The organism is Marilutibacter penaei (assembly GCF_014145395.1).
GTDB classification, from domain to species: domain Bacteria; phylum Pseudomonadota; class Gammaproteobacteria; order Xanthomonadales; family Xanthomonadaceae; genus Marilutibacter; species Marilutibacter penaei.
Map to the genome: position 1 here is coordinate 1 of NZ_JACHTE010000006.1, position 17,442 is coordinate 17,442.

Consider the following 17,442-nt stretch of genomic DNA (forward strand, 5'->3'; position numbering starts at 1 on the left):
CCTGCGCCACGCCCTGCTGCTGGTCACCGGCGGCCCCGGCACCGGCAAGACCACCACCATCGCCCGCCTGCTGGTGCTGCTCGCCGCCCAGGCCGACGGCGAAGGCCGGCCGGCGCCGCGCATTGCCCTGGCCGCCCCCACCGGCCGCGCCGCCGAACGCATGGCCGGCAGCCTGCACGCCGCCCGCGCGCGGCTCGCCGACGACGGCATCGACCCCGCCCTGCTCGAACGCCTGCCGCTCACCGGCACCACCCTGCACCGCCTGCTCGGCCCGCTGCCCGACAGCCCGCGCTTCCGCCACCACGCCGACAATCCGCTGCCCTTCGACCTGGTGGTGGTCGACGAAGCCTCGATGATCGACCTGCCGCTGATGGCCAAGCTGGTCGACGCGGTGGCCGACGGCGCCCGCCTGGTCCTGCTCGGCGACCCCGACCAGCTGCCCTCGGTCGAAGCCGGCGACGTGCTCGGCGGGATCCTGCGCGCCGCCGGCGACGGCGAGGCGCTGGCGGCCGACGACACCGACGCCCTGCGCCCGCTGCTCGGCCGTGGCATGCCCGGTCCCGGTCCCGGCCCCGAGGCCGCCGCCGATCCGGTTCCGGGCCACAGCGGCGACCTGTTCGCGCCGCCGGCCCCCGCGCCCGAACCGGTGGCCGCAGTGGCCCATCCGCCCGCGCCCGGCTTCCCCGGCGCCCGCGTCCACCTGCAACGCGGCTACCGCCAGCACGACAGCCTGCAACTCGCGCCGCTGGCCGACGCCGTCCGCGCCGGCGACACCGGCCGCGCCCTCGCCCTGCTGCGCGGCGGCGGCCTCGCCGGCATCGACTTCCACGAAGGCCAGCCCGACCCGCTGGCCGTCCACCGCGAGCGCCTGCTCGCCCACGCCCGCGCCCTCGCCGACGCCGACGGCCCCGCCGACGCCCTCGCGATTGCCGGCCGCCTGCGCCTGCTCACCGCCCTGCGCGACGGTCCCGCCGGTGCCCTGACCCTCAACGCCCGCATCGAAGCCCTGCTCGCCGAGGCCGGCAGCGGCGGCGGCACCCGCCGCGACGGCCGCCGGCACTTCCACGGCCAGCCGCTGCTGGTCACCGAGAACAGCTACCGCCACGGCCTGTTCAACGGCGACATCGGCGTCTGCCTCGCCGACGGCAGCGGCGCCCTGACCGCCTGGTTCCCGGGCCACGCCGCCGACGCCGACGGCGGCCCGGCGCCGCCGCGCCCCTTCCACCCCGCCGCCCTGCCTGCCCACGAAAGCGCCTTCGCGATGACCGTGCACAAGGCGCAGGGCAGTGAGTTCGACGAGGTCTGGCTGCAGCTGCCCGCCGGCGACAGCCGCGTGCTCTCGCGTGAACTGGTCTACACCGGCCTGACCCGCGCCAAGCGCCGCCTGCACCTCGCCGCGACCGCCGACGTCCTCCGCGCCGCCCTCGCCCGCCACGTCAGCCGGGTCTCGGGCCTGGACTGGCGGCTGGGGGCCGGCGCGCGCGACTGACCGCACCGCTGGCCCCCCGCCCGGCCGGCCTTCGTTCGCTCCGAAAGACCCGGGAAAACCGGGGTCAGAGTCGACTTTTCCTGGAGATGCCCCGGCTGCGGAAAACCGGGGTCAGAGTCGACTTTCCCTGGAGATGCCCCGGCTGCGGGTGTTCCCCGGGGGAAAAGTCGACTCTGACCCCGGTTTTCGACCCCGGTTTTCCCCCGCGCAAGGAGCCACCGATGTTCATCGTCACCAACCGCGACGTCGACGAAAGCCGCAACGACCCCGGCGCACTCGGCGACACGCCCAACCCCAAGGGCCCCAACGAACTCCGGCTGGCCGAGGCCACCCGCAAGGGCCGCGGCTGGCACGTGCAGGTGCTGCCCGACCTGATGACCCCGGCGATGGCGCGCGAGATCGGCCTCGACAGCCTGACCGTGCCCGGCACCGGCGAGCCGGTTCCCTCCAGCCGCTACGTCGCTTCGAAGATCCTCGAACGCATCAACCGCTCCATCGACGCGAACGGCACCGTCGCCAGGCGCAACTTCCTGTTCTTCATCCACGGCTTCAACAATGACGTCGCCGCGGCGCTGGACCGCGCCGAGCGGCTGGAGAAGGCCTACGGCGTCGAAGTGCTGGTGTACTCGTGGCCGGCGAACGGCGGCGGCGGCGTCCGCGGCACCCTCAGCTACAAGTCCGACAAGCGCGACGCACTGGCGTCGGTCGGCGCGCTCGACCGCTGTTTCGGCCGCATCAAGCACTACATGGACGAAGCCCACCGCGCCAACGTCGCCCGGATCGAGGCCGAGGCCTGGCGCCTGTACCCCGACGACGCCGAGAAGTGGGACCGCCATTTCACCCGCCAGTCGCAGAAGGCCTGCCCGTTCAAGCTCACCCTGATGACCCACAGCATGGGCACCTACCTGTTCAAGCACCTGCTGATGTCCACCGTGTACCGCTGGAAGGAGCTGATCTTCGACAACGTCGTGCTGGTCGCCGCCGACACCAACAACGAAGACCACGCCCACTGGCTGGACCGCATGCCCTACCGCAACCGCATCTACGTCACCCTCAACGAGAACGACTCGGCGCTGAAGGCCTCGCGGATGAAGATGGGCGAGCACCAGAAGGCCCGCCTCGGCCACTACCCCTACGAACTCAGCGCCCGCCGCGTCGTCTACGTCGACTTCACCGGCGAACCCCGGGTCGCCGACTCGCATGCCTATTTCGAGGGCAACGCGCTCAAGCACCCGCCGGTGCGGCGCTTCTTCCTCGACGCCTTCAACGGCCTCAACGCCGAAGCCGCGATGGCCTACGACCCCTCGCGCAACCTGCACCGGCTGGGGCGGTGAGGGTGTGACCTTGCTGCCCACCGCTGACCTCCGGCAATGCCGGTGTCCGGTGCCCTTGGGGGCGAAATAAAGGAGGAGGCCTCGGCCGGGCGCCTTTCCGCCCCGCCCGCGGCGGGGGTGCGTCCCCCCGCTCGCCGCCGGGCCCGGTCAGTGGCGGTCTTTTGTCCACCCGGTCGGCTTTCTGAGCCGTCGCCGGTGATCTTTTGTCCACCGGGTCGCCTTTTTGCTCCGGCGCTGCTGATGTTTTGTCCAGCGGGCCGGCTTTTTGCTCCACCGGTGGCGATATTTTGTCCATCGATGGTGAAACTTTGTCCAACGGTGGCGGGTTTTTCACCATCGACTCGGCTTTTTGCTGCGCGAAGTCGGCAAAAAGGCCCGTGGGGCCCGCCGGACAGGGCCGGAAGGCCGCCCGGCGACCGGTGGGCGGCCTTCACGCGCGGGATGTGACCCCCGGCAGGCACTGTGACGGGGTCCGGATGATAGCGTTGTCATCGATGCGCCCCCACCGCCCCGTGCAGGCGCCGCATCCCTATCGAAATGCACGATCCCATCCAAAGGAAGGAGGACGGCAACATGAAGTTCCGAAAGCAGTGCATGGCATTCCTGCTCGCATCCCTGGCCTCCGGCGGCGCGCTGGCGCAGGACTGGCAACTGGTCTGGAGCGACGAGTTCAACGGCGCGATCGGGCCGGACTGGGTGTTCGAGACCGGCAACGGCAGCGGCGGCTGGGGCAACAACGAGCTGCAGTACTACCGGCGCGAGAACGCCGGCATCGAGAACAACGCCCTGGCGATCACCGCCCGCCGCGAGGACATGGGCGGATTCCGCTACACCTCGGCGCGGATGAAGACGCAGGGGCGCAGGACGTTCCGCTACGGCCGCATCGAGGCGCGGATGAAGCTGCCCTCGTTCATGGGCGCGTGGCCGGCGTTCTGGATGCTGGGGGCGAACCTGCCGCAGGTCGGCTGGCCCGCGTCCGGCGAGATCGACGTGATGGAGCACGTCAACAACGAGGACCGCAGCTACGGCACGATCCACTGGCGCGACCACACCGGCACCTACGCGCAGTACAGCGGGCACACCGACGTCAGCGTGCAGGACTGGCACGTCTATTCGGTGGAGTGGGACGCCAACGCGATCCGCTGGTACGTCGACGGCGACAAGTTCCACGAGGCCAGCATCCAGGGCGGCGTCAACGGCACCGAGGAGTTCCACGCCGACCACTTCCTGCTGCTGAACTTCGCGATCGGCGGCAACTGGCCGGGCTTCAACGTGGACGAGAGCCGGCTGCCGGCGAAGATGCTCGTCGACTACGTGAGGGTGTACTCGGCCGGCGGCGGCACGCCGGGGGTGGCGTCGGTGCACGAGCACTGCAACTTCGGCGGCCAGGGGGTGTCGTTGCCGGTCGGCAATTACACGCTGGCGCAGCTGCAGGCGCGCGGCATCGGCAACGATGCGATCTCGTCGCTGCGGGTCACGCCCGGCCACCAGGCCACGCTGTTCGCGGACGACCACTTCAACGGCGCGAGCGTATCCAGGACCGCCGACACCGCCTGCCTGGTCGCGGACGGTTTCAACGACCGGGCGTCCTCGGTGGTCATCGCGCCCTTCACCCAGGGCTGGTCGCGGACGATCGAGGCGGAGAGTTTCAGCGCGCAGCAGGGGGTGCAGACCGAAGCCTGTTCCGAAGGCGGACTCAACGTCGGCTGGATCGATACCGGTGACTGGCTGTCCTGGGGCGGCGTGAGCTTCCCGGCCAGCGGCACGTATCGGGTCGAATACCGCGTGGCCAGCCCGTCCGGCGGGAGCCTGTGGCTGGACCTCAACGCCGGCGGCGTCGTGCTCGGCAGCCGCGCCGTCCCGGCCACCGGCGGATGGCAGAACTGGACCACGGTGTCGCACACGGTGACCGTGCCCGCCGGCACCCACGACCTCGGCCTGTACGCGTCGCAGGGCGGATGGAACCTCAACTGGCTGCGGATCACCCGGCTCTGAACGGCACCCGCGGGCCAGGGAGGGCCCGCGGGGGTGGGCTCAGGCCCGGTCGCTGGGCCAGGTGATCCGGATCTTCCGGTGGTTCACCATGCAGTCGCGCAGGTACAGGTCGATGAGGCTCTGGTAGGGAACGCCAGCTTCGCCGGCCATGCCCTTGAAGTATTCGACCACGTCTTCCGACAGGCGCATGGACACCGGCTTCTTGAGCTTCGCGGCGTAGGGATTCTTTCGGGACTTCAGGCTGGAGAGGTCGTATTCGGCTTTCATGGTGATGTCTGCCCGTAGTGGGTGCTTTCCCGCCGCGTGGCTTTCCGTGCCGAGATGATGCGGATGACGTCGCCACTGCTGCGTTCGCAGTGACACACGAGGAGCAGGTTCGCGTCGCGGCTCATGCCGAGCATCAGGAAGCGGTCCTCTCCCGAGTCGTCGTCTCCGTCGAAGAACTGGACGGCGAACTCGTCGCGGAAGACGGTCTGTGCCTCCTCGAATGAGACGCCATGCTTCCTGAGATTCGACGCGGCCTTCGTCTGATTCCATTCAAACGTGATCATCCATACATTGTATGGACCGAGCAACCGTCTGCAAGCGCGGGTCGGCGCCTTTCATTCCCCGTTTCATCGCCCCCCACCCCGGTCCGTCGCATGCCCTCTTGCCGCCCCGTCTGGTCACCCGCAGGGTGGAGGCGCGGGGTTTCGTGCCCCCGCGCCCGTTCCCCGTGGAGGATGTCGATGAACACGCTGTTCGCCCTGGTCGCTTGGTGCGTGCTGTTCGTGCTGTGCTGGCCGCTGGCGCTGCTGGTACTGGTGCTCTACCCGCTGGTGTGGCTCCTGCTGTTGCCGTTCCGGCTGGTCGGGATCACTTTCTCGGCGCTGTTCGCCTTCCTGCATGCGGTGCTGATGCTGCCTGCACGCATGCTGGGTGGCCGGCCGGCGGTCGCCGGCTGAGCTCGCAGGCCGGCGTCTTCGCGCCGACCCGTTTTGCGTCACGCGCGGGCGCGCCTCACGCGCCGCCGGGCAGGGGCGCGTCGGGCGCCACCAGGTCGGCACTGCGCAGGTCCTGCCAGAAGCCGGCCGGCACGGCCTCGTCCAGCGCGGCGCGGTCTTCGGCGATCCGCGAGGGCTTGCTCGCGCCGGGAATCACCGCAGCCACGGCCGGGTTGGCCAACGCAAACTGAAGCCCCGCGGCCTTCATGCTGATGCCGTGGCGGTCGGCGATCGCCTTGATCCGCGCGACCTTGTCGAGGATCGCCGGGGTCGCCGGGGCGTATTCGAAGTTCGGGCCGCCGACCAGCGCGCCGGAGCTGTAGGGCCCGCCGACGACGATCCCGAGGCCGCGCTCGGCCACCTTCGGCATCACCCGCTGCAGCGCGCGCGCATGGTCGAGCAGGGTGTAGCGGCCGGCGAGCAGGAAGCCGTCCGGCCGCGGGCCTTCGAGCTCGAGCAGCAGCTCGATCGGCTCGACGCGGTTGACGCCCAAGCCCCAGGCCTGGATCACGCCTTCGTCGCGCAGGCGGTCAAGCGCCTTGAAGGCGCCTTTGCGCGCGCTTTCGAACACGCCCAGCCATTCGTCGCCGTAGAAGTCCTGGGCGACGTCGTGCACCCAGGCGATCTCGATGCGGTCGGTGCGCAGGCGCTTCAGGCTGTCCTCGATGGAACGCAGGGTGGCGTCCTCGGAGTAGTCGTTGACCACGCGGTTGCGGCGGCCGTGCAGGAACACGCCGCCCTTCTCGCCCTGGTCGCGCGCGGCGGGGTCTTCGTGCTCGTCCAGCACCAGCCGGCCGACCTTGGTGCTGATGACGTAGGCATCGCGCGGCTTGCCGGCGAGCGCCTCGCCCATGCGCAACTCGGCGAGGCCGGCGCCATAGAACGGGGCGTTGTCGAAGTAGCGGATGCCGTCGTCCCAGGCCGCCTCGACGGTGGCGAGGGCCTCGACCTCGGGAATGTCGCGGAACATGTTGCCCAGCGGCGCGGTGCCGAAGCCGAGCTTGCCGGGGAGCAGGGATTTCAGGGACATGGCGAGGCCTTGGGGGAGGGGGACTGGCAGTGTCCGCCTGCCGCCCTGCCGGCGCCACCCCGGCGGCGGCACGCTGTGTTGCGGGGCCCGCTCGGCACGCCTTGCCGTGCGCCCGCCACGGGCCTAGGCTCGACCCGACGCCGGCGGGGGTCGCCGGTCACCGTCCAATTCGGGGAGGAAGGCCATGCATCCCATCGTCCGCAACGTGCTCGGCGTCGTGCTGGGCCTGGTCGTCGGCAGCGCCGTCAACATGGCGATCATCAGCTTCGGCCCGATGCTGGTGCCACCGCCGGCCGGGGTCGACGTCATGGACCCTGACAGCCTGGCGCAGGGCATGCACCTGTTTGAGCCGAAGCACTTCCTCGTGCCCTTCCTCGCCCATGCGCTGGGTACCCTGGTCGGCGCGACGATCGCCAGTGCCGTCGCCGCCCGCCGCAAGGGCGTGATGGCCGCCGTGGTCGGTGTGTTCTTCCTGGCCGGCGGAATCGCCGCAGCGACCATGATCCCGGCCCCGGCCTGGTTCATCGCCCTCGACCTGCTGCTGGCCTACCTGCCGATGGCCTGGCTCGGCCACTGGATCGCCGGGCGGTTCGGGCCGCGGCGCGGGTAGTCGGCCCGTTCGACGGCCTGTTCTTTCAAGGGCCGGGTGGCTGACCAGAAGGGGGAGCCCCGGGGATTGGCGTGACCGTGCGCGGCATGGATGCCGCGCCCGAGCCCCCATGGATGGGTTTACGGCGTGTCACGCCAATCCCCGGGGCTCCTCCTTCCTCGCTATATGGAAAGAAGAAGGGCCGGAGATCATCCGGCCCTTCCCTGTTGAAGCCCGCGGCGACTGGCCTCAGGCGGCTTCGGCCGTGCTGCCGGCCTTGGCCTTCTCGGCATCGACCCAGTGCTGGACGCGCTTCTCCAGCAGGTCCAGCGGCATCGCGCCACCGCCGAGCACGGCGTCGTGGAAGCCGCGGATGTCGAAGCCCTCGCCCAGCGCCTCTTCGGCCTGCCGGCGCAGCTGCTGGATGCGGATCATGCCGACCTTGTACGCGGTCGCCTGGCCTGGGTTGACCAGGTAGCGGCGCACCTCGGACTGGATCGCGGCTTCCGGGATCGAGCTGTTGGCACGGAAGTAATCGATCGCCTGCTGCTCGGTCCAGCCCTGCGCGTGCAGGCCGGTGTCGACCACCAGGCGGATGGCGCGCCACATCTCCGAGGTCAGGCGGCCGTACTCCGAGTACGGGTCCTGGTAGGTCCCCGGCATCTCCTTGGCCAGCCACTCCGAATACAGGCCCCAGCCTTCGGAGTAGACGGTGGTGCCGTACTGGGTGCGGAACTTCGGGATGCCGGTCAGCTCCTGCGCGATGGAGATCTGCATGTGGTGGCCCGGCAGGCCCTCGTGGTACGCGATCACCTCCAGCTCGGTCTTCGGCATGGCGTTCATGTCGGACAGGTGCGCGTAGTAGATGCCCGGGCGCGAACCGTCCGGCGTCGCCGGGTAGTAGTGCTGGGCGGCGCCGTCCTGCTCGCGGAACGGCTCCACGCGCTTGACCTCCAGGTCGGCCTTGGGCAGCAGGCCGAAGTACTCCGGCAGGTGCTGCTTGATGTTGTCGATGACGCGGGTGGCCTCGTCGATGTAGGCCTGGCGGCCTTCGTCGGTGTTGGGGAACAGCCGCGCCTTGTCGGCCTGGACATGGGCGAAGAAGGCCTGCAGGTCGCCCTCGACGCCGATCTGCTGCTGCAGGGCCTCGAACTCGCCGCGCAGGCGCGCGACTTCGGACAGGCCGAGCTGGTGGATCTCCTCGGCGCTCATGGCGGTGGTGGTGTTCTGCCTGAGCTGGTAGGCGTAGTACGCGGCGCCGTTGGACTGGGTGCTGCCGACGCCGGTGGCATTGTCGGCGGCCTGGGGCAGCTCCTCCTCGGCGAAGGCGATGACGCGCTCGTAGGCGGGCTTGATCGACTCCAGCAGGGCGGTGCGGGCCTGGTCCTTCAGTTCGGCGGCGCGCTCGGCGGTGACCGTGCCGGCCTCGGCCAGTGCGTCGGCCTTGGCCTGCGCGTCGGCCCACAGGGCGCTGTCGGGGCCGTCGGTGAACGGTGCGCCGGCGATCACCTTCTTCGACTGGTCGATGACACCTTCATAGGCGAACTTCGGCGGGCGCACGCCGTTGGCGGTCGCGGCGCGCGCACGCTCCAGCAGTTGGTCGAAGGCGGTCGCGGACTTCTGCAGGCGGCTGACGTAGGCGAGGTAGTCGGACTCGTCGTCGACCTTGTGGAAGTTGATCAGGAACATCGGAACGATGTTCTGTGCACCGTTCATCTGGTCGAAGGCGTAGCCGTTGCCGAGGAAGGGCAGGCCGGCGGTCGCCTCCTCGGACTGGTGCTTCCACAGGTCCCAGGACAGCTTCGTCTCGTCGTCGAGCTTGTCGTAGTCGAACTGCGATTCCATCTGCGCGACCGAGGCGGCCAGCCACTCGACCTGCTTGCGCGCGCCGGCTTCGGACAGGTCGTCGATCTGGTCGTACAGGTCCTTGCGGCCCTGGAAGGTCAGCTGGATCGGGCTGAATTGCAGTTGCGCTTCGTACTGCTCGTCGAACCAGGCGTTGAGGCGCTGCGACTCGGCGGCGATCTCCTCGGCGCTGGCCGGGGCGGCCGTCGCGGCCGGTGCATCGGCACCCTGCGTGGACGGCGAGGGGTTGCAGGCCGCCAGCCCGAGGGCCAGGGCAACGGCAAGGGTGGTACGGAGGGGCAGTGCGCGCACGGGGAAGCTCCGGTGTCGGGTCGTCGCCCATTCTGGCGTGTCCGACACCGGGGCGCCCCCTGTGGATCGTCATGTCACCGGCATGACGCATGCGGGTGGCGGCCGCGCCTGCCACAATCCATGACATCCTTCGTTCAGCTCCGCGCCGCCATGCTCGGCGGTCGTCCCGCTCCCAAGCCGCCATGACCCAGCCCGCCCCCATCGTCCGCCTGCAGGACGTCCGCCTCGACCGTGGCGGGCGCACGATCCTGCGTGGGCTGGACCTGTCGGTGTCGCCGGGCCAGGTGGTGGCGGTGCTCGGCCCCTCGGGCAGCGGCAAGTCCACCCTGCTGGCGGCGCTGACCGGCGAGCTGGACGCCGCCGCCGGCACCGTCGAGGTGTTCGGCCGGCCGATCCCGACCCGCCATCGCGAACTTCTGGAGCTGCGCAAGGGCATCGGCGTGCTGCTGCAGGGCAACGGCCTGCTGACCGACCTCAGCGCCGCCGAGAACGTCGGGCTGCCGCTGCGCGCGCACACGCGGCTGCCGAAGCCGGTGATCGAGCGCCTGGTCGACATGAAACTGCACGCCGTCGGCCTGCGCGCCGCCCGCGACGCCTATCCGCGCGAGCTGTCCGGCGGCATGGCCCGCCGCGTCGCGCTGGCCCGCGCGCTGGCGCTGGACCCGCCGCTGATGATCTACGACGAGCCGCTGACTGGCCTCGATCCGATCGCCAGCGGCGTGGTCATGGCCCTCGTGCGCCGGCTCAACGACACCCTGGGGCTGACCAGCATCGTGGTGACCCACCACGTCCACGAGACCCTGCCAGTGGCCGACCACGCGCTGGTGATCGCCAATGGCGGCATCGTGTTCTCCGGCACGCCGGAGGCGCTTCAGGCCACTACCGACCCGCTGGTCCGGCAGTTCCTCGACGGCCAGCCCGACGGCCCCATCGGCTTCGACGCCGCCCCCCGGACGGAGGCCGCCTGATGCCCTTCATCGACGCCACCCGCGCCGTGGGCCGCGCCGGCCTGTTCTCTCTGGCGGTCCTGCGCGCCTCCAAGCCGACCGCGGACTTTTTCCGCGAACTGGTGCGCGAAATCTACAAAATCGGCGCACGTTCGCTGCCGATCATCGCCGTTGGCGGCGCGTTCGTTGGACTTTCCGTGACCCTTCTGGGCTGGCGGGCCCTCGACACCTACGGCGCGGCCAACCAGGTCAGCGCCATGCTCGGCCTGGGCCTGTACCGCGAACTGGGCCCGGTGCTGACCGCCCTGCTGTTCATCGGCCGCGCCGGCAGCTCGATCGCCGCCGAACTGGGCCTGATGCGCGCGACCGACCAGATCACCGCGCTCGGCCTGATGGCGATCGACCCGGTCGGCAAGGCGGTCGCGCCGCGGTTCTGGGCGGCGGTCCTGTGCGTGCCGCTGCTGACCGGCTTCTTCTGCAGCTTCGCGATCACCGCCAGCTATTTCGAGGCGGTCCACGTGATCGGCATCGACGGCGGCGTGTTCTGGCAGGTGCTGAAGGACAGCGTCGACTTCGGCAAGGATTTCGGCATGGCTTTCGCCAAGGCCGGCGTGTTCGGCGCGATCGCCTCGCTGGTCGCCGCCTTCGTCGGATTCCACGCGGAGCCGACCATCGAGGGCACCTCGGTGGCCACCACCCGCGCGGTGGTCAACGCCTCGCTGCTGGTGCTGATGTTCAACTTCGTCATGTCGGCGCTGCTGTTCCAGTGAACATGCGCCCGGCTAATGGAAACGTGGGAAAAGAATTCTGGTGCCTTGTCGGCTGGCGGGGCGGGCCATGCCATGCCAGGACTCGCCGTGAATACGTCCATGTAGGCTCGGGTGCGGCATCCATGCCGCACACGGTCCTGTCACGGCACAGCCCACCCCACCTACCAGAGTTTCGCTCTGCCCCCGCGTCGACCGCATTGCGCGCTTCGCCAAGCATCAGGACGCGGCCGGGCTTGGCTTTGCACGACCGTATGCGGCATGGATGCCGCATTCGAGCCTACAAGGAGGTATCTACGGCGTGTCGTGCAGAGCCAAGCCCGGCCGCGTCAACCCGCATCCACAAGGTGAATTGAAATGAGCACCCGCGCCCCCCGCATCGAGTTCGCCGTCGGTGCCTTCCTCCTGCTGGCCCTGGCCTCGCTGCTGGTGCTCGCCCTCGCCTCCACCAACGGCCGCTTCGGCTTCGGCGGCGACACCTATGAAGTCACCGCCCGCTTCACCAACCTCGGCCCGCTGCGCCCCAACGCCCCGGTCAAGGTCGGTGGCGTCGCCATCGGCAAGGTGGCCGACATCGGGCTCGATCCGGTGAAGCTCGACTCCGTCGTCACCCTCGCCATCGACAGCCGCTACGACGACCTCCCCGCCGACACCAGCGCCGCCATCCTGACCAGCGGCCTGCTCGGCGAAAGCTACATCGGCCTCGCGCCCGGCGGCGACCCCGACCCGCTCAAGGACGGCGACGAGATCTTCCTGACCCAGTCCTCGGTCGACATCATCCAGATGGTCGGCAAGTACATGTTCAGCGGCGGTGCGGCCGGCGCCGGCAATGATGCCGCCACGGGTGAAGGGAACGCCACGCCCGCCGATGCGGGCGACGACGACGTCCCCGACTACCTGAAGTGACCCTTTCCCGCACGAGCCCTCCCCACAGGAGCCGCCCATGACCCGCCTTGCCCGTCCCCTTCCGCTGTTGCTGGCCACCGCGCTGGCCTTCGCCGCCCCCACCGCCGTGCTCGCCCAGGCGACCGCGGTATCGCAGGCGCCGGCCAATTCGCCCAGCAAGCTGGTGCTTGACAACAGCACCCGCATCCTCAACACGCTCGAGGCCCGCCGCGCCGAATTCACCGCCGACCGCAGCAAGCTGCGCGACTTCATGAAGAGCGAGTTCGACACTGTGTTCGACCGCGACTATGCGGCGCGCCTGGTGCTGGGCACGCATGGCCGCGGCGCCTCCGACGCCGACGTGAAGCTGTTCGCCGACGCCCTCGCCGACAGCCTGATGCAGCGCTACGGCAGTTCCCTGCTCGACTTCAACACCCGCCTGCAGGTGCGCGTGAAGTCCGAGACCCCGATCCGCGGCGGTGCCATCGTCAAGGTGTCCAGCGAGTACGTGCGGCCGGCCGGCGAACCGATCCCGGTCGACTACCTGATGCGCCAGAGCGGCGGGCAGTGGAAGCTGTTCGACGTGATGGTCGAAGGCGTGAGCTTCATCCAGACCTTCCGCAACCAGTTCGACGCGCCGCTGCGGCAGAAGTCGATCCCGCAGGTCGCCGCCGACCTGCGCGCCGGCACGCTGAGCCCGGGCGCCGGACGCTGATGGCCGGGGCCGGCGTCCGTCGCGACGGGGCGCGCCTCGTGTTCGAGGGTGCGCTGCTGCGCGATGTCTGCGCCACGCTGTGGGCGCGCGCACGGCCGCTGGCCGAGGGCGCCGACCGCTTCGACCTGCAAGGTGTCGAGCGGATCGACAGTGCCGGCCTGGCCCTGCTCGCCGAGCTCGCGGGCCACGCCTCCGCAACGGCGATCGACGGCGAACCCGAGGGCTACGCGCCGCTCTGCAACGCCTATCGCCTGGACCGCGCGACGCTGCGTTACGCCGGCTGAGCCCCGGCCCCCGACACGGACCGTTAGACTGCCCCCATGCGAATCCCCCGCTCGCACCCCACCGCCCGCCTGCTGGCGGGCCTGCTGCTGACGCTGGCCGCCACGGCGGCCAGCGCGCAGATCGTCCTGCCGCCGGCGTCGGCCCGCCAGCAGATCGCCTTCCAGCAGTGCATGGAGGCGGCCGGCAACGCGCAGGAGGCCTTCCAGCGTTGCTGGAACGAAGCCGCGGGCGACGCCCCGCCCACCGCGCGCCCCAGCACACCGCCTGAGACACCGCTGCCGCCCGAGGGGCCGGATGCGGTGGATCCCGCCGACGCCCCGGACGCGCCCACCCAGGCCGAACTCGACTACCAGGCGATCTACGGCAGCCCCTACGACCCGGTCGCCGACCCGACCCTGCCGGCCCCCGCGGAAATGACCGCGGCCTACGACCCGTGGGAGCGCTTCAACCGGCCGATGCACCGCTTCAACAATGCAGTCGACCGCCATATCGCCCAGCCGCTGGCCCGGGGCTACGTGAAGGTCGTGCCGCGTCCGCTGCGGCTGGGCATCAGCAACTTCTTCAACAACCTCGGCCAGCCCGTTTCGGCGGTGAATGCGCTGTTGCAGGGCAAGCCCCGGCAGGCGGGCCAGACCTTCAGCCGTTTCCTGCTCAACTCCACGCTGGGCATCGGCGGCATCTTCGATCCCGCCAGCGACGCCAAGCTGCCCAATCGCCGCGAGGACTTCGGCCAGACCCTCGGCGTATGGGGCTGGGAACGCTCGCGCTATGTCGAACTTCCGCTGTTCGGTCCACGCACGCTGCGCGACAGCCTGGGCATGGCCGCCGACGCACCGCTGAGCCCGCTGCGCCAGGTCGAGGAAGACGCGGTGCGGATCCCGCTGCAGGGCCTGCAACTGGTCGACGTACGCACGCAGTTGCTGGCGACCGACAGCCTGCGCGAAGGCGCGGCCGACGATTACAGCCTGGTGCGCGATGCCTGGCTGCAGCGCCGCAACTACCAGATCTTCGGCGACCGCACGCTGGAGGAGGACGACTCGCTGCCGGAATACCTGCGCGAGGAGAACAACCCCACCGTCCCCATCGATGCGATGCCGGTGCTGCCACCCGACGTAGGCGGTTGAGCTGCTAAGGTGGCACCCGGATTGGCCCCCACCCTGCCTAGAAGGACCTGGATGATGCTCATGAACGCCGCCCGCCCGCTGTTGCTCGTCGCCGGCCTTGCCGCGACCACCACCGCCTGCGCCACGACGCCGCCCGCTCCGACGACGACGGTGCGTGGCCAGTACGTCTACATGGACGGTTCGCACGTGCTGCGGCCGTGCGGCAATGCCACCGCGCTCTGGGTGGTGGGCGACGAGGACGCGCTGGAGCCGTTGCGCACGCGCTCGACCGCCAAGTCGATGGCGGTGGGCCTGCCCAACCAGGGCGTGTATGCCGAGGTCAGCGGCGTGCTGGAACCCAGTGACGCGGTCGGTTATCCGCAGAAGCTGCGCGCCACTGCCGCGGACCGCCTCTCCGACACCCTGCCGGAGACCTGCGCGGCAGGCTGAGGTCCCCCGGGCGCAGGCCCGCAGCGCGCGGTTCTGCGCCGTAGCGTTCAGTCCGGCTCGGCTTGGTCCGGCTCGGCTTCGTCCGGTGCGACGAGACCCGACGCGCCGCCGGCACCGGTGTCGGCCGCGGCAGGCAGCGCCTTGCGACCGCGTGCACCCATCGCCTCCAGCCGGCGCGCGCGTTCCAGCACCGACTGCGGCGATTCGTGCAGGCGTCGGCGAGCGCTGTCGTAGCTGTCGCGTGCCTGCTTCAGGCGCTCGTCGACCTTGTCGAAGTCCGCCAGGAAACCGTTCAGCGCATCGATCAGCAGGCCACCGCTGCGGCTGATCTGCATCGCCTGCTTCTGGATGCGGTCGCGCGTCCACAACCGGTCGACCACGCGCAGCACCGCCATCAGGGTATTGGGCGAGGCCAATACCACGCGCCGGTCGAACGCATAGGCCTGCAGCTCGCCGTCCGCCCCCAGCGCCGCCGACAGCGCGCCTTCGATCGGCACGAACAGCACCGTCACCTCCAGCGTGTCCTCGCCCAGCGCCCTCGGGTAGTCGCGCTCGGCCAGGTCCTTGACGTGCTGCCGGAGCGCCACGGCATGGCGACGCAGCGCCTCCTGCTGGACCTCCGGCGCCTCGGCGTTCATCGCGTCCTGCCAGGCGATCAGGTTGACCTTGCTGTCCACGACGATGCGACGCTCGTCGGGCAGGCGGACCACGATGTCCGGACGCAGGGTGCGGCCGTCCTCGTCGCTGGTGCTGTGCTGGCGCTCGTAGTGCTCGCCTTCCTCCAGGCCGGAGCCGCGCAGCACGCTCTCGAGCATCAGTTCGCCCCAGTCGCCGCGCACCCGCGCGTTGCCGCGCAGGGCGCGGGTCAGCTCGTGGGCACGCTCGGCCATGTCCTGGTTGAGCGACTTCAGCTCGTTGACGGCGCCCGCGAGCGCGGCACGTTCCTTCGCCTCCTCGGCGTACAGCACGTCGACCCGCTTGCGGAACTCGCCGATGCGCTCGGCGAAGGGCTTGAGCAGCACTTCGATGTCGCTGCGCGAGCGCTCGGCACTGGTCTTCACCGTATCGGCGAAGGTCTTGCCGGCCAGTTCGCTGAAGGCGGCGGACAGTTTCTGCTGGGCCTGGTCCAGGAACGCCTGCATTTGTGCATGCGCACGCTCGCGGTGTTCAAGGTGGGCGCGGGCCGCGGACAGCTCGCTGTCGAGCGCGGCGCGCGCCTCGCGCAGCTGCCGGGCTTCGTCCTGGAGCGCGGCGATGCGTGCGTGTGACTCATCCAGGCGGGCCTGCAGCGGCTGCAGTTCGGCGTCGCGGGCCTGAAGGCGTTCCTGCAGGCGGGCGACGTCCGCGGCCAGCGCGTGCCGGGCGCTGCGTTCCTCCTGCAGCTCCGCGTGCAGGCGTTGGCGCTCGCCATCGCCGGCGGTGTCCGGGCGGCGGCGCAACAGCACCAGCAACAGGACAATGGCGGCGGCGACGGCCACCAGCAGGATCAGCACGAGGGCGTGGAGGTCGGGCATGCGCCCAGTGTAACGGCCGCCATCGCACGGGCTGCGACGGCCCCTGTGATCCCGCCGGCACGAGGCGTATGGTCTGCAGACCCCAACGAGGAAGGAGTCCGAGGATGGCGACGCATACCGGCAGCTGCCACTGCGGCGACGTGACGTTCGAGGTGGAGGGCACGATCGACGCGGGCATGGCCTGCAACTGCTCGATCTGCCGGCGCAAGGGGGCGCTGCTGTGGTTCGTGCCGCGCGAGGCGCTGCGCGTCACCGCGGGCGAAGCGAAGCTGAAGGACTACACGTTCAACAAGCACGTGATCCACCACACGTTCTGTCCTGCGTGCGGCATCCACGCGTTCGGCCATGGCACGGGACCGGATGGGCGTGAGATGGCCGCGATCAACCTGCGTTGCGTGGATGGCGTCGACCTCGAGGCACTGAAGGTCCACCACTACGACGGCGCCGCCTTGTGAACCCCGGCGGCACGCGGGCCCGCCCGCTTGCCGGCCCCTGCGCCTGCGACGAGGTCCACTTCCGCGCCGACGCCGCGCCGCGGGTCGTCCATGGCATCCACTGCAGCGGGAGCCGGCGCGAAGCGGGACGCGCGTTCGCCCTCAACGGGATGGTTTGACGCGACCGGGACGCGAAGATGTGCCTGGGCTGTAGCCAGCGCGTTGAACCGCCCGGCCGGCCACGCGCGGGCAGCGACGGTCAGTCGCCCAACAAGGCCAGCAGGCCCTTGCGGCGGGCCGGCTTGAGGGCGCGGAAACGGTCCAGCAGCAGGGCCTCCTCGGCCGTGCGGACGGCGTGGGCCGGATAGGGGGTGGCCCGCTCGCGGACACGGCGTCCGGCGGACGACGCGCCCGTTACCTCTCCCGCCAGTCCTTCGATCAGCGTATCCAGGCTGAGCCCGTGTCGGGCCAGCAGGGCACGGATCTCGGCGAGGCTCTCCAGGCGCGGCTGTGCCTGGCCACTCTCCCATTTGGAGACGGTGGCCTTGGAAACGTTGAGTTCGAAACCGAGTTGCTCCTGGGACCAGCCCTGATCGTCCCGGAAGCGTTTCAGCCGCACGCCGAAGTGCTCCATGGCCGGATTCTGTGGCCATCGCCACGGCGTGTCGTTTCTACTTGTTGACACTGGATGTTTCTTTATGGAAACATCAGGCTTGGCTTCAGGGAATCGATGCAATGCACGGACCGCTCGACATCCGCCACGTC

At 70.2% G+C, this 17,442-nt stretch carries 19 protein-coding genes; 13 read left to right on the top strand and 6 right to left on the bottom strand.

Annotation, left to right across the window (positions count from 1 at the left end):
* From H4F99_RS08980 to H4F99_RS08990, 3 genes are all read left to right on the top strand, one after another.
* Window positions 1-1,489: AAA family ATPase (locus H4F99_RS08980; RefSeq protein ID WP_182669411.1), on the top strand; the 1,489-nt coding region annotated here is incomplete at its 5' end.
* Window positions 1,490-1,710: 221 nt separating this feature from the next.
* The gene (locus H4F99_RS08985; protein ID WP_182669412.1) at window positions 1,711-2,823 is read left to right on the top strand and encodes an alpha/beta hydrolase; all 1,113 of its coding nucleotides are present in this window, start codon (window positions 1,711-1,713) and stop codon (window positions 2,821-2,823) included.
* A gap of 573 nt (window positions 2,824-3,396) precedes the next feature.
* A complete protein-coding gene (locus tag H4F99_RS08990) occupies window positions 3,397-4,818 on the top strand; it encodes a carbohydrate-binding protein (RefSeq protein WP_182669413.1) in 1,422 nt (473 codons plus the stop codon).
* 39 nt (window positions 4,819-4,857) lie between these two features.
* Here the strand turns inward: H4F99_RS08990 and H4F99_RS14490 are convergent, their stop codons facing one another.
* The gene (locus H4F99_RS14490) at window positions 4,858-5,085 is read right to left on the bottom strand and encodes a BrnA antitoxin family protein (protein ID WP_182669414.1); all 228 of its coding nucleotides are present in this window, start codon (window positions 5,083-5,085) and stop codon (window positions 4,858-4,860) included.
* Window positions 5,082-5,369, bottom strand: coding sequence for a BrnT family toxin (locus H4F99_RS14495; protein WP_182669415.1), 288 nt, complete (start codon window positions 5,367-5,369; stop codon window positions 5,082-5,084). The genes H4F99_RS14490 and H4F99_RS14495 overlap by 4 nt, the downstream gene beginning before the upstream one ends.
* Window positions 5,370-5,546: 177 nt before the next feature.
* On the opposite strand from H4F99_RS14495, the gene H4F99_RS09005 reads away from it, so the two are divergent.
* Window positions 5,547-5,762 (top strand): hypothetical protein, encoded by a 216-nt coding sequence (locus H4F99_RS09005; RefSeq protein ID WP_182669416.1) that lies wholly within the window; start codon window positions 5,547-5,549, stop codon window positions 5,760-5,762.
* A 55-nt stretch (window positions 5,763-5,817) separates the two neighbouring features.
* On the opposite strand, the gene H4F99_RS09010 is transcribed toward H4F99_RS09005, so the two are convergent.
* Window positions 5,818-6,831 (bottom strand): aldo/keto reductase, encoded by a 1,014-nt coding sequence (locus H4F99_RS09010; RefSeq protein WP_182669417.1) that lies wholly within the window; start codon window positions 6,829-6,831, stop codon window positions 5,818-5,820.
* Window positions 6,832-7,015: 184 nt separating this feature from the next.
* Between H4F99_RS09010 and H4F99_RS09015 the strand changes: the two genes are divergently transcribed.
* Window positions 7,016-7,441 (top strand): hypothetical protein, encoded by a 426-nt coding sequence (locus H4F99_RS09015; protein WP_182669418.1) that lies wholly within the window; start codon window positions 7,016-7,018, stop codon window positions 7,439-7,441.
* Window positions 7,442-7,669: 228 nt separating this feature from the next.
* On the opposite strand, the gene H4F99_RS09020 is transcribed toward H4F99_RS09015, so the two are convergent.
* Window positions 7,670-9,577 carry a DUF885 family protein gene (locus H4F99_RS09020; RefSeq protein ID WP_182669419.1) on the bottom strand — a complete coding sequence of 636 codons (1,908 nt, stop codon included), beginning with the start codon at window positions 9,575-9,577 and terminating at the stop codon, window positions 7,670-7,672.
* Between the two features lie 182 nt (window positions 9,578-9,759).
* On the opposite strand from H4F99_RS09020, the gene H4F99_RS09025 reads away from it, so the two are divergent.
* The 7 genes from H4F99_RS09025 (at window position 9,760) to H4F99_RS09055 (ending at window position 14,729) form a co-directional block, all read left to right on the top strand.
* Complete coding sequence (locus tag H4F99_RS09025) at window positions 9,760-10,545, top strand: ABC transporter ATP-binding protein (RefSeq protein ID WP_182669420.1); 786 nt, start codon at window positions 9,760-9,762, stop codon at window positions 10,543-10,545.
* Complete coding sequence (locus H4F99_RS09030; RefSeq protein WP_182669421.1) at window positions 10,545-11,294, top strand: MlaE family lipid ABC transporter permease subunit; 750 nt, start codon at window positions 10,545-10,547, stop codon at window positions 11,292-11,294. The genes H4F99_RS09025 and H4F99_RS09030 overlap by 1 nt, the downstream gene beginning before the upstream one ends.
* 354 nt (window positions 11,295-11,648) lie before the next feature.
* Complete coding sequence (gene mlaD / locus H4F99_RS09035) at window positions 11,649-12,197, top strand: outer membrane lipid asymmetry maintenance protein MlaD (RefSeq protein WP_182669422.1); 549 nt, start codon at window positions 11,649-11,651, stop codon at window positions 12,195-12,197.
* Between the two features lie 37 nt (window positions 12,198-12,234).
* The gene (locus H4F99_RS09040) at window positions 12,235-12,891 is read left to right on the top strand and encodes an MlaC/ttg2D family ABC transporter substrate-binding protein (protein ID WP_182669423.1); all 657 of its coding nucleotides are present in this window, start codon (window positions 12,235-12,237) and stop codon (window positions 12,889-12,891) included.
* Window positions 12,891-13,175: an STAS domain-containing protein gene (locus tag H4F99_RS09045; RefSeq protein WP_182669424.1), complete on the top strand. Its 285-nt coding sequence runs from the start codon at window positions 12,891-12,893 to the stop codon at window positions 13,173-13,175. The genes H4F99_RS09040 and H4F99_RS09045 overlap by 1 nt, the downstream gene beginning before the upstream one ends.
* A gap of 36 nt (window positions 13,176-13,211) precedes the next feature.
* Complete coding sequence (locus tag H4F99_RS09050; RefSeq protein WP_182669425.1) at window positions 13,212-14,300, top strand: MlaA family lipoprotein; 1,089 nt, start codon at window positions 13,212-13,214, stop codon at window positions 14,298-14,300.
* A gap of 60 nt (window positions 14,301-14,360) precedes the next feature.
* Window positions 14,361-14,729, top strand: coding sequence for a hypothetical protein (locus H4F99_RS09055; protein WP_182669426.1), 369 nt, complete (start codon window positions 14,361-14,363; stop codon window positions 14,727-14,729).
* A 47-nt stretch (window positions 14,730-14,776) separates the two neighbouring features.
* Here the strand turns inward: H4F99_RS09055 and H4F99_RS09060 are convergent, their stop codons facing one another.
* Window positions 14,777-16,243: a DNA recombination protein RmuC gene (locus H4F99_RS09060; RefSeq protein ID WP_182669427.1), complete on the bottom strand. Its 1,467-nt coding sequence runs from the start codon at window positions 16,241-16,243 to the stop codon at window positions 14,777-14,779.
* A 104-nt stretch (window positions 16,244-16,347) separates the two neighbouring features.
* Between H4F99_RS09060 and H4F99_RS09065 the strand changes: the two genes are divergently transcribed.
* Window positions 16,348-16,698 carry a GFA family protein gene (locus H4F99_RS09065; protein ID WP_182669428.1) on the top strand — a complete coding sequence of 117 codons (351 nt, stop codon included), beginning with the start codon at window positions 16,348-16,350 and terminating at the stop codon, window positions 16,696-16,698.
* A gap of 238 nt (window positions 16,699-16,936) precedes the next feature.
* On the opposite strand, the gene H4F99_RS09070 is transcribed toward H4F99_RS09065, so the two are convergent.
* The gene (locus H4F99_RS09070) at window positions 16,937-17,311 is read right to left on the bottom strand and encodes a helix-turn-helix domain-containing protein (RefSeq protein ID WP_182669429.1); all 375 of its coding nucleotides are present in this window, start codon (window positions 17,309-17,311) and stop codon (window positions 16,937-16,939) included.
* Between the last annotated feature and the right edge of the window lie 131 nt (window positions 17,312-17,442).

Coding starts and splice junctions, on each gene's coding strand:
- H4F99_RS08985 (WP_182669412.1), top strand. CDS start 1,711: ATGTTCATCGTCACCAACCGCGACGTCGACGAAAGCCGCAACGACCCC.
- H4F99_RS08990 (WP_182669413.1), top strand. CDS start 3,397: ATGAAGTTCCGAAAGCAGTGCATGGCATTCCTGCTCGCATCCCTGGCC.
- H4F99_RS14490 (WP_182669414.1), bottom strand. CDS start 5,085: ATGAAAGCCGAATACGACCTCTCCAGCCTGAAGTCCCGAAAGAATCCC.
- H4F99_RS14495 (WP_182669415.1), bottom strand. CDS start 5,369: ATGATCACGTTTGAATGGAATCAGACGAAGGCCGCGTCGAATCTCAGG.
- H4F99_RS09005 (WP_182669416.1), top strand. CDS start 5,547: ATGAACACGCTGTTCGCCCTGGTCGCTTGGTGCGTGCTGTTCGTGCTG.
- H4F99_RS09010 (WP_182669417.1), bottom strand. CDS start 6,831: ATGTCCCTGAAATCCCTGCTCCCCGGCAAGCTCGGCTTCGGCACCGCG.
- H4F99_RS09015 (WP_182669418.1), top strand. CDS start 7,016: ATGCATCCCATCGTCCGCAACGTGCTCGGCGTCGTGCTGGGCCTGGTC.
- H4F99_RS09025 (WP_182669420.1), top strand. CDS start 9,760: ATGACCCAGCCCGCCCCCATCGTCCGCCTGCAGGACGTCCGCCTCGAC.
- H4F99_RS09030 (WP_182669421.1), top strand. CDS start 10,545: ATGCCCTTCATCGACGCCACCCGCGCCGTGGGCCGCGCCGGCCTGTTC.
- mlaD (WP_182669422.1), top strand. CDS start 11,649: ATGAGCACCCGCGCCCCCCGCATCGAGTTCGCCGTCGGTGCCTTCCTC.
- H4F99_RS09040 (WP_182669423.1), top strand. CDS start 12,235: ATGACCCGCCTTGCCCGTCCCCTTCCGCTGTTGCTGGCCACCGCGCTG.
- H4F99_RS09045 (WP_182669424.1), top strand. CDS start 12,891: ATGGCCGGGGCCGGCGTCCGTCGCGACGGGGCGCGCCTCGTGTTCGAG.
- H4F99_RS09050 (WP_182669425.1), top strand. CDS start 13,212: ATGCGAATCCCCCGCTCGCACCCCACCGCCCGCCTGCTGGCGGGCCTG.
- H4F99_RS09055 (WP_182669426.1), top strand. CDS start 14,361: ATGAACGCCGCCCGCCCGCTGTTGCTCGTCGCCGGCCTTGCCGCGACC.
- H4F99_RS09060 (WP_182669427.1), bottom strand. CDS start 16,243: ATGCCCGACCTCCACGCCCTCGTGCTGATCCTGCTGGTGGCCGTCGCC.
- H4F99_RS09065 (WP_182669428.1), top strand. CDS start 16,348: ATGGCGACGCATACCGGCAGCTGCCACTGCGGCGACGTGACGTTCGAG.
- H4F99_RS09070 (WP_182669429.1), bottom strand. CDS start 17,311: ATGGAGCACTTCGGCGTGCGGCTGAAACGCTTCCGGGACGATCAGGGC.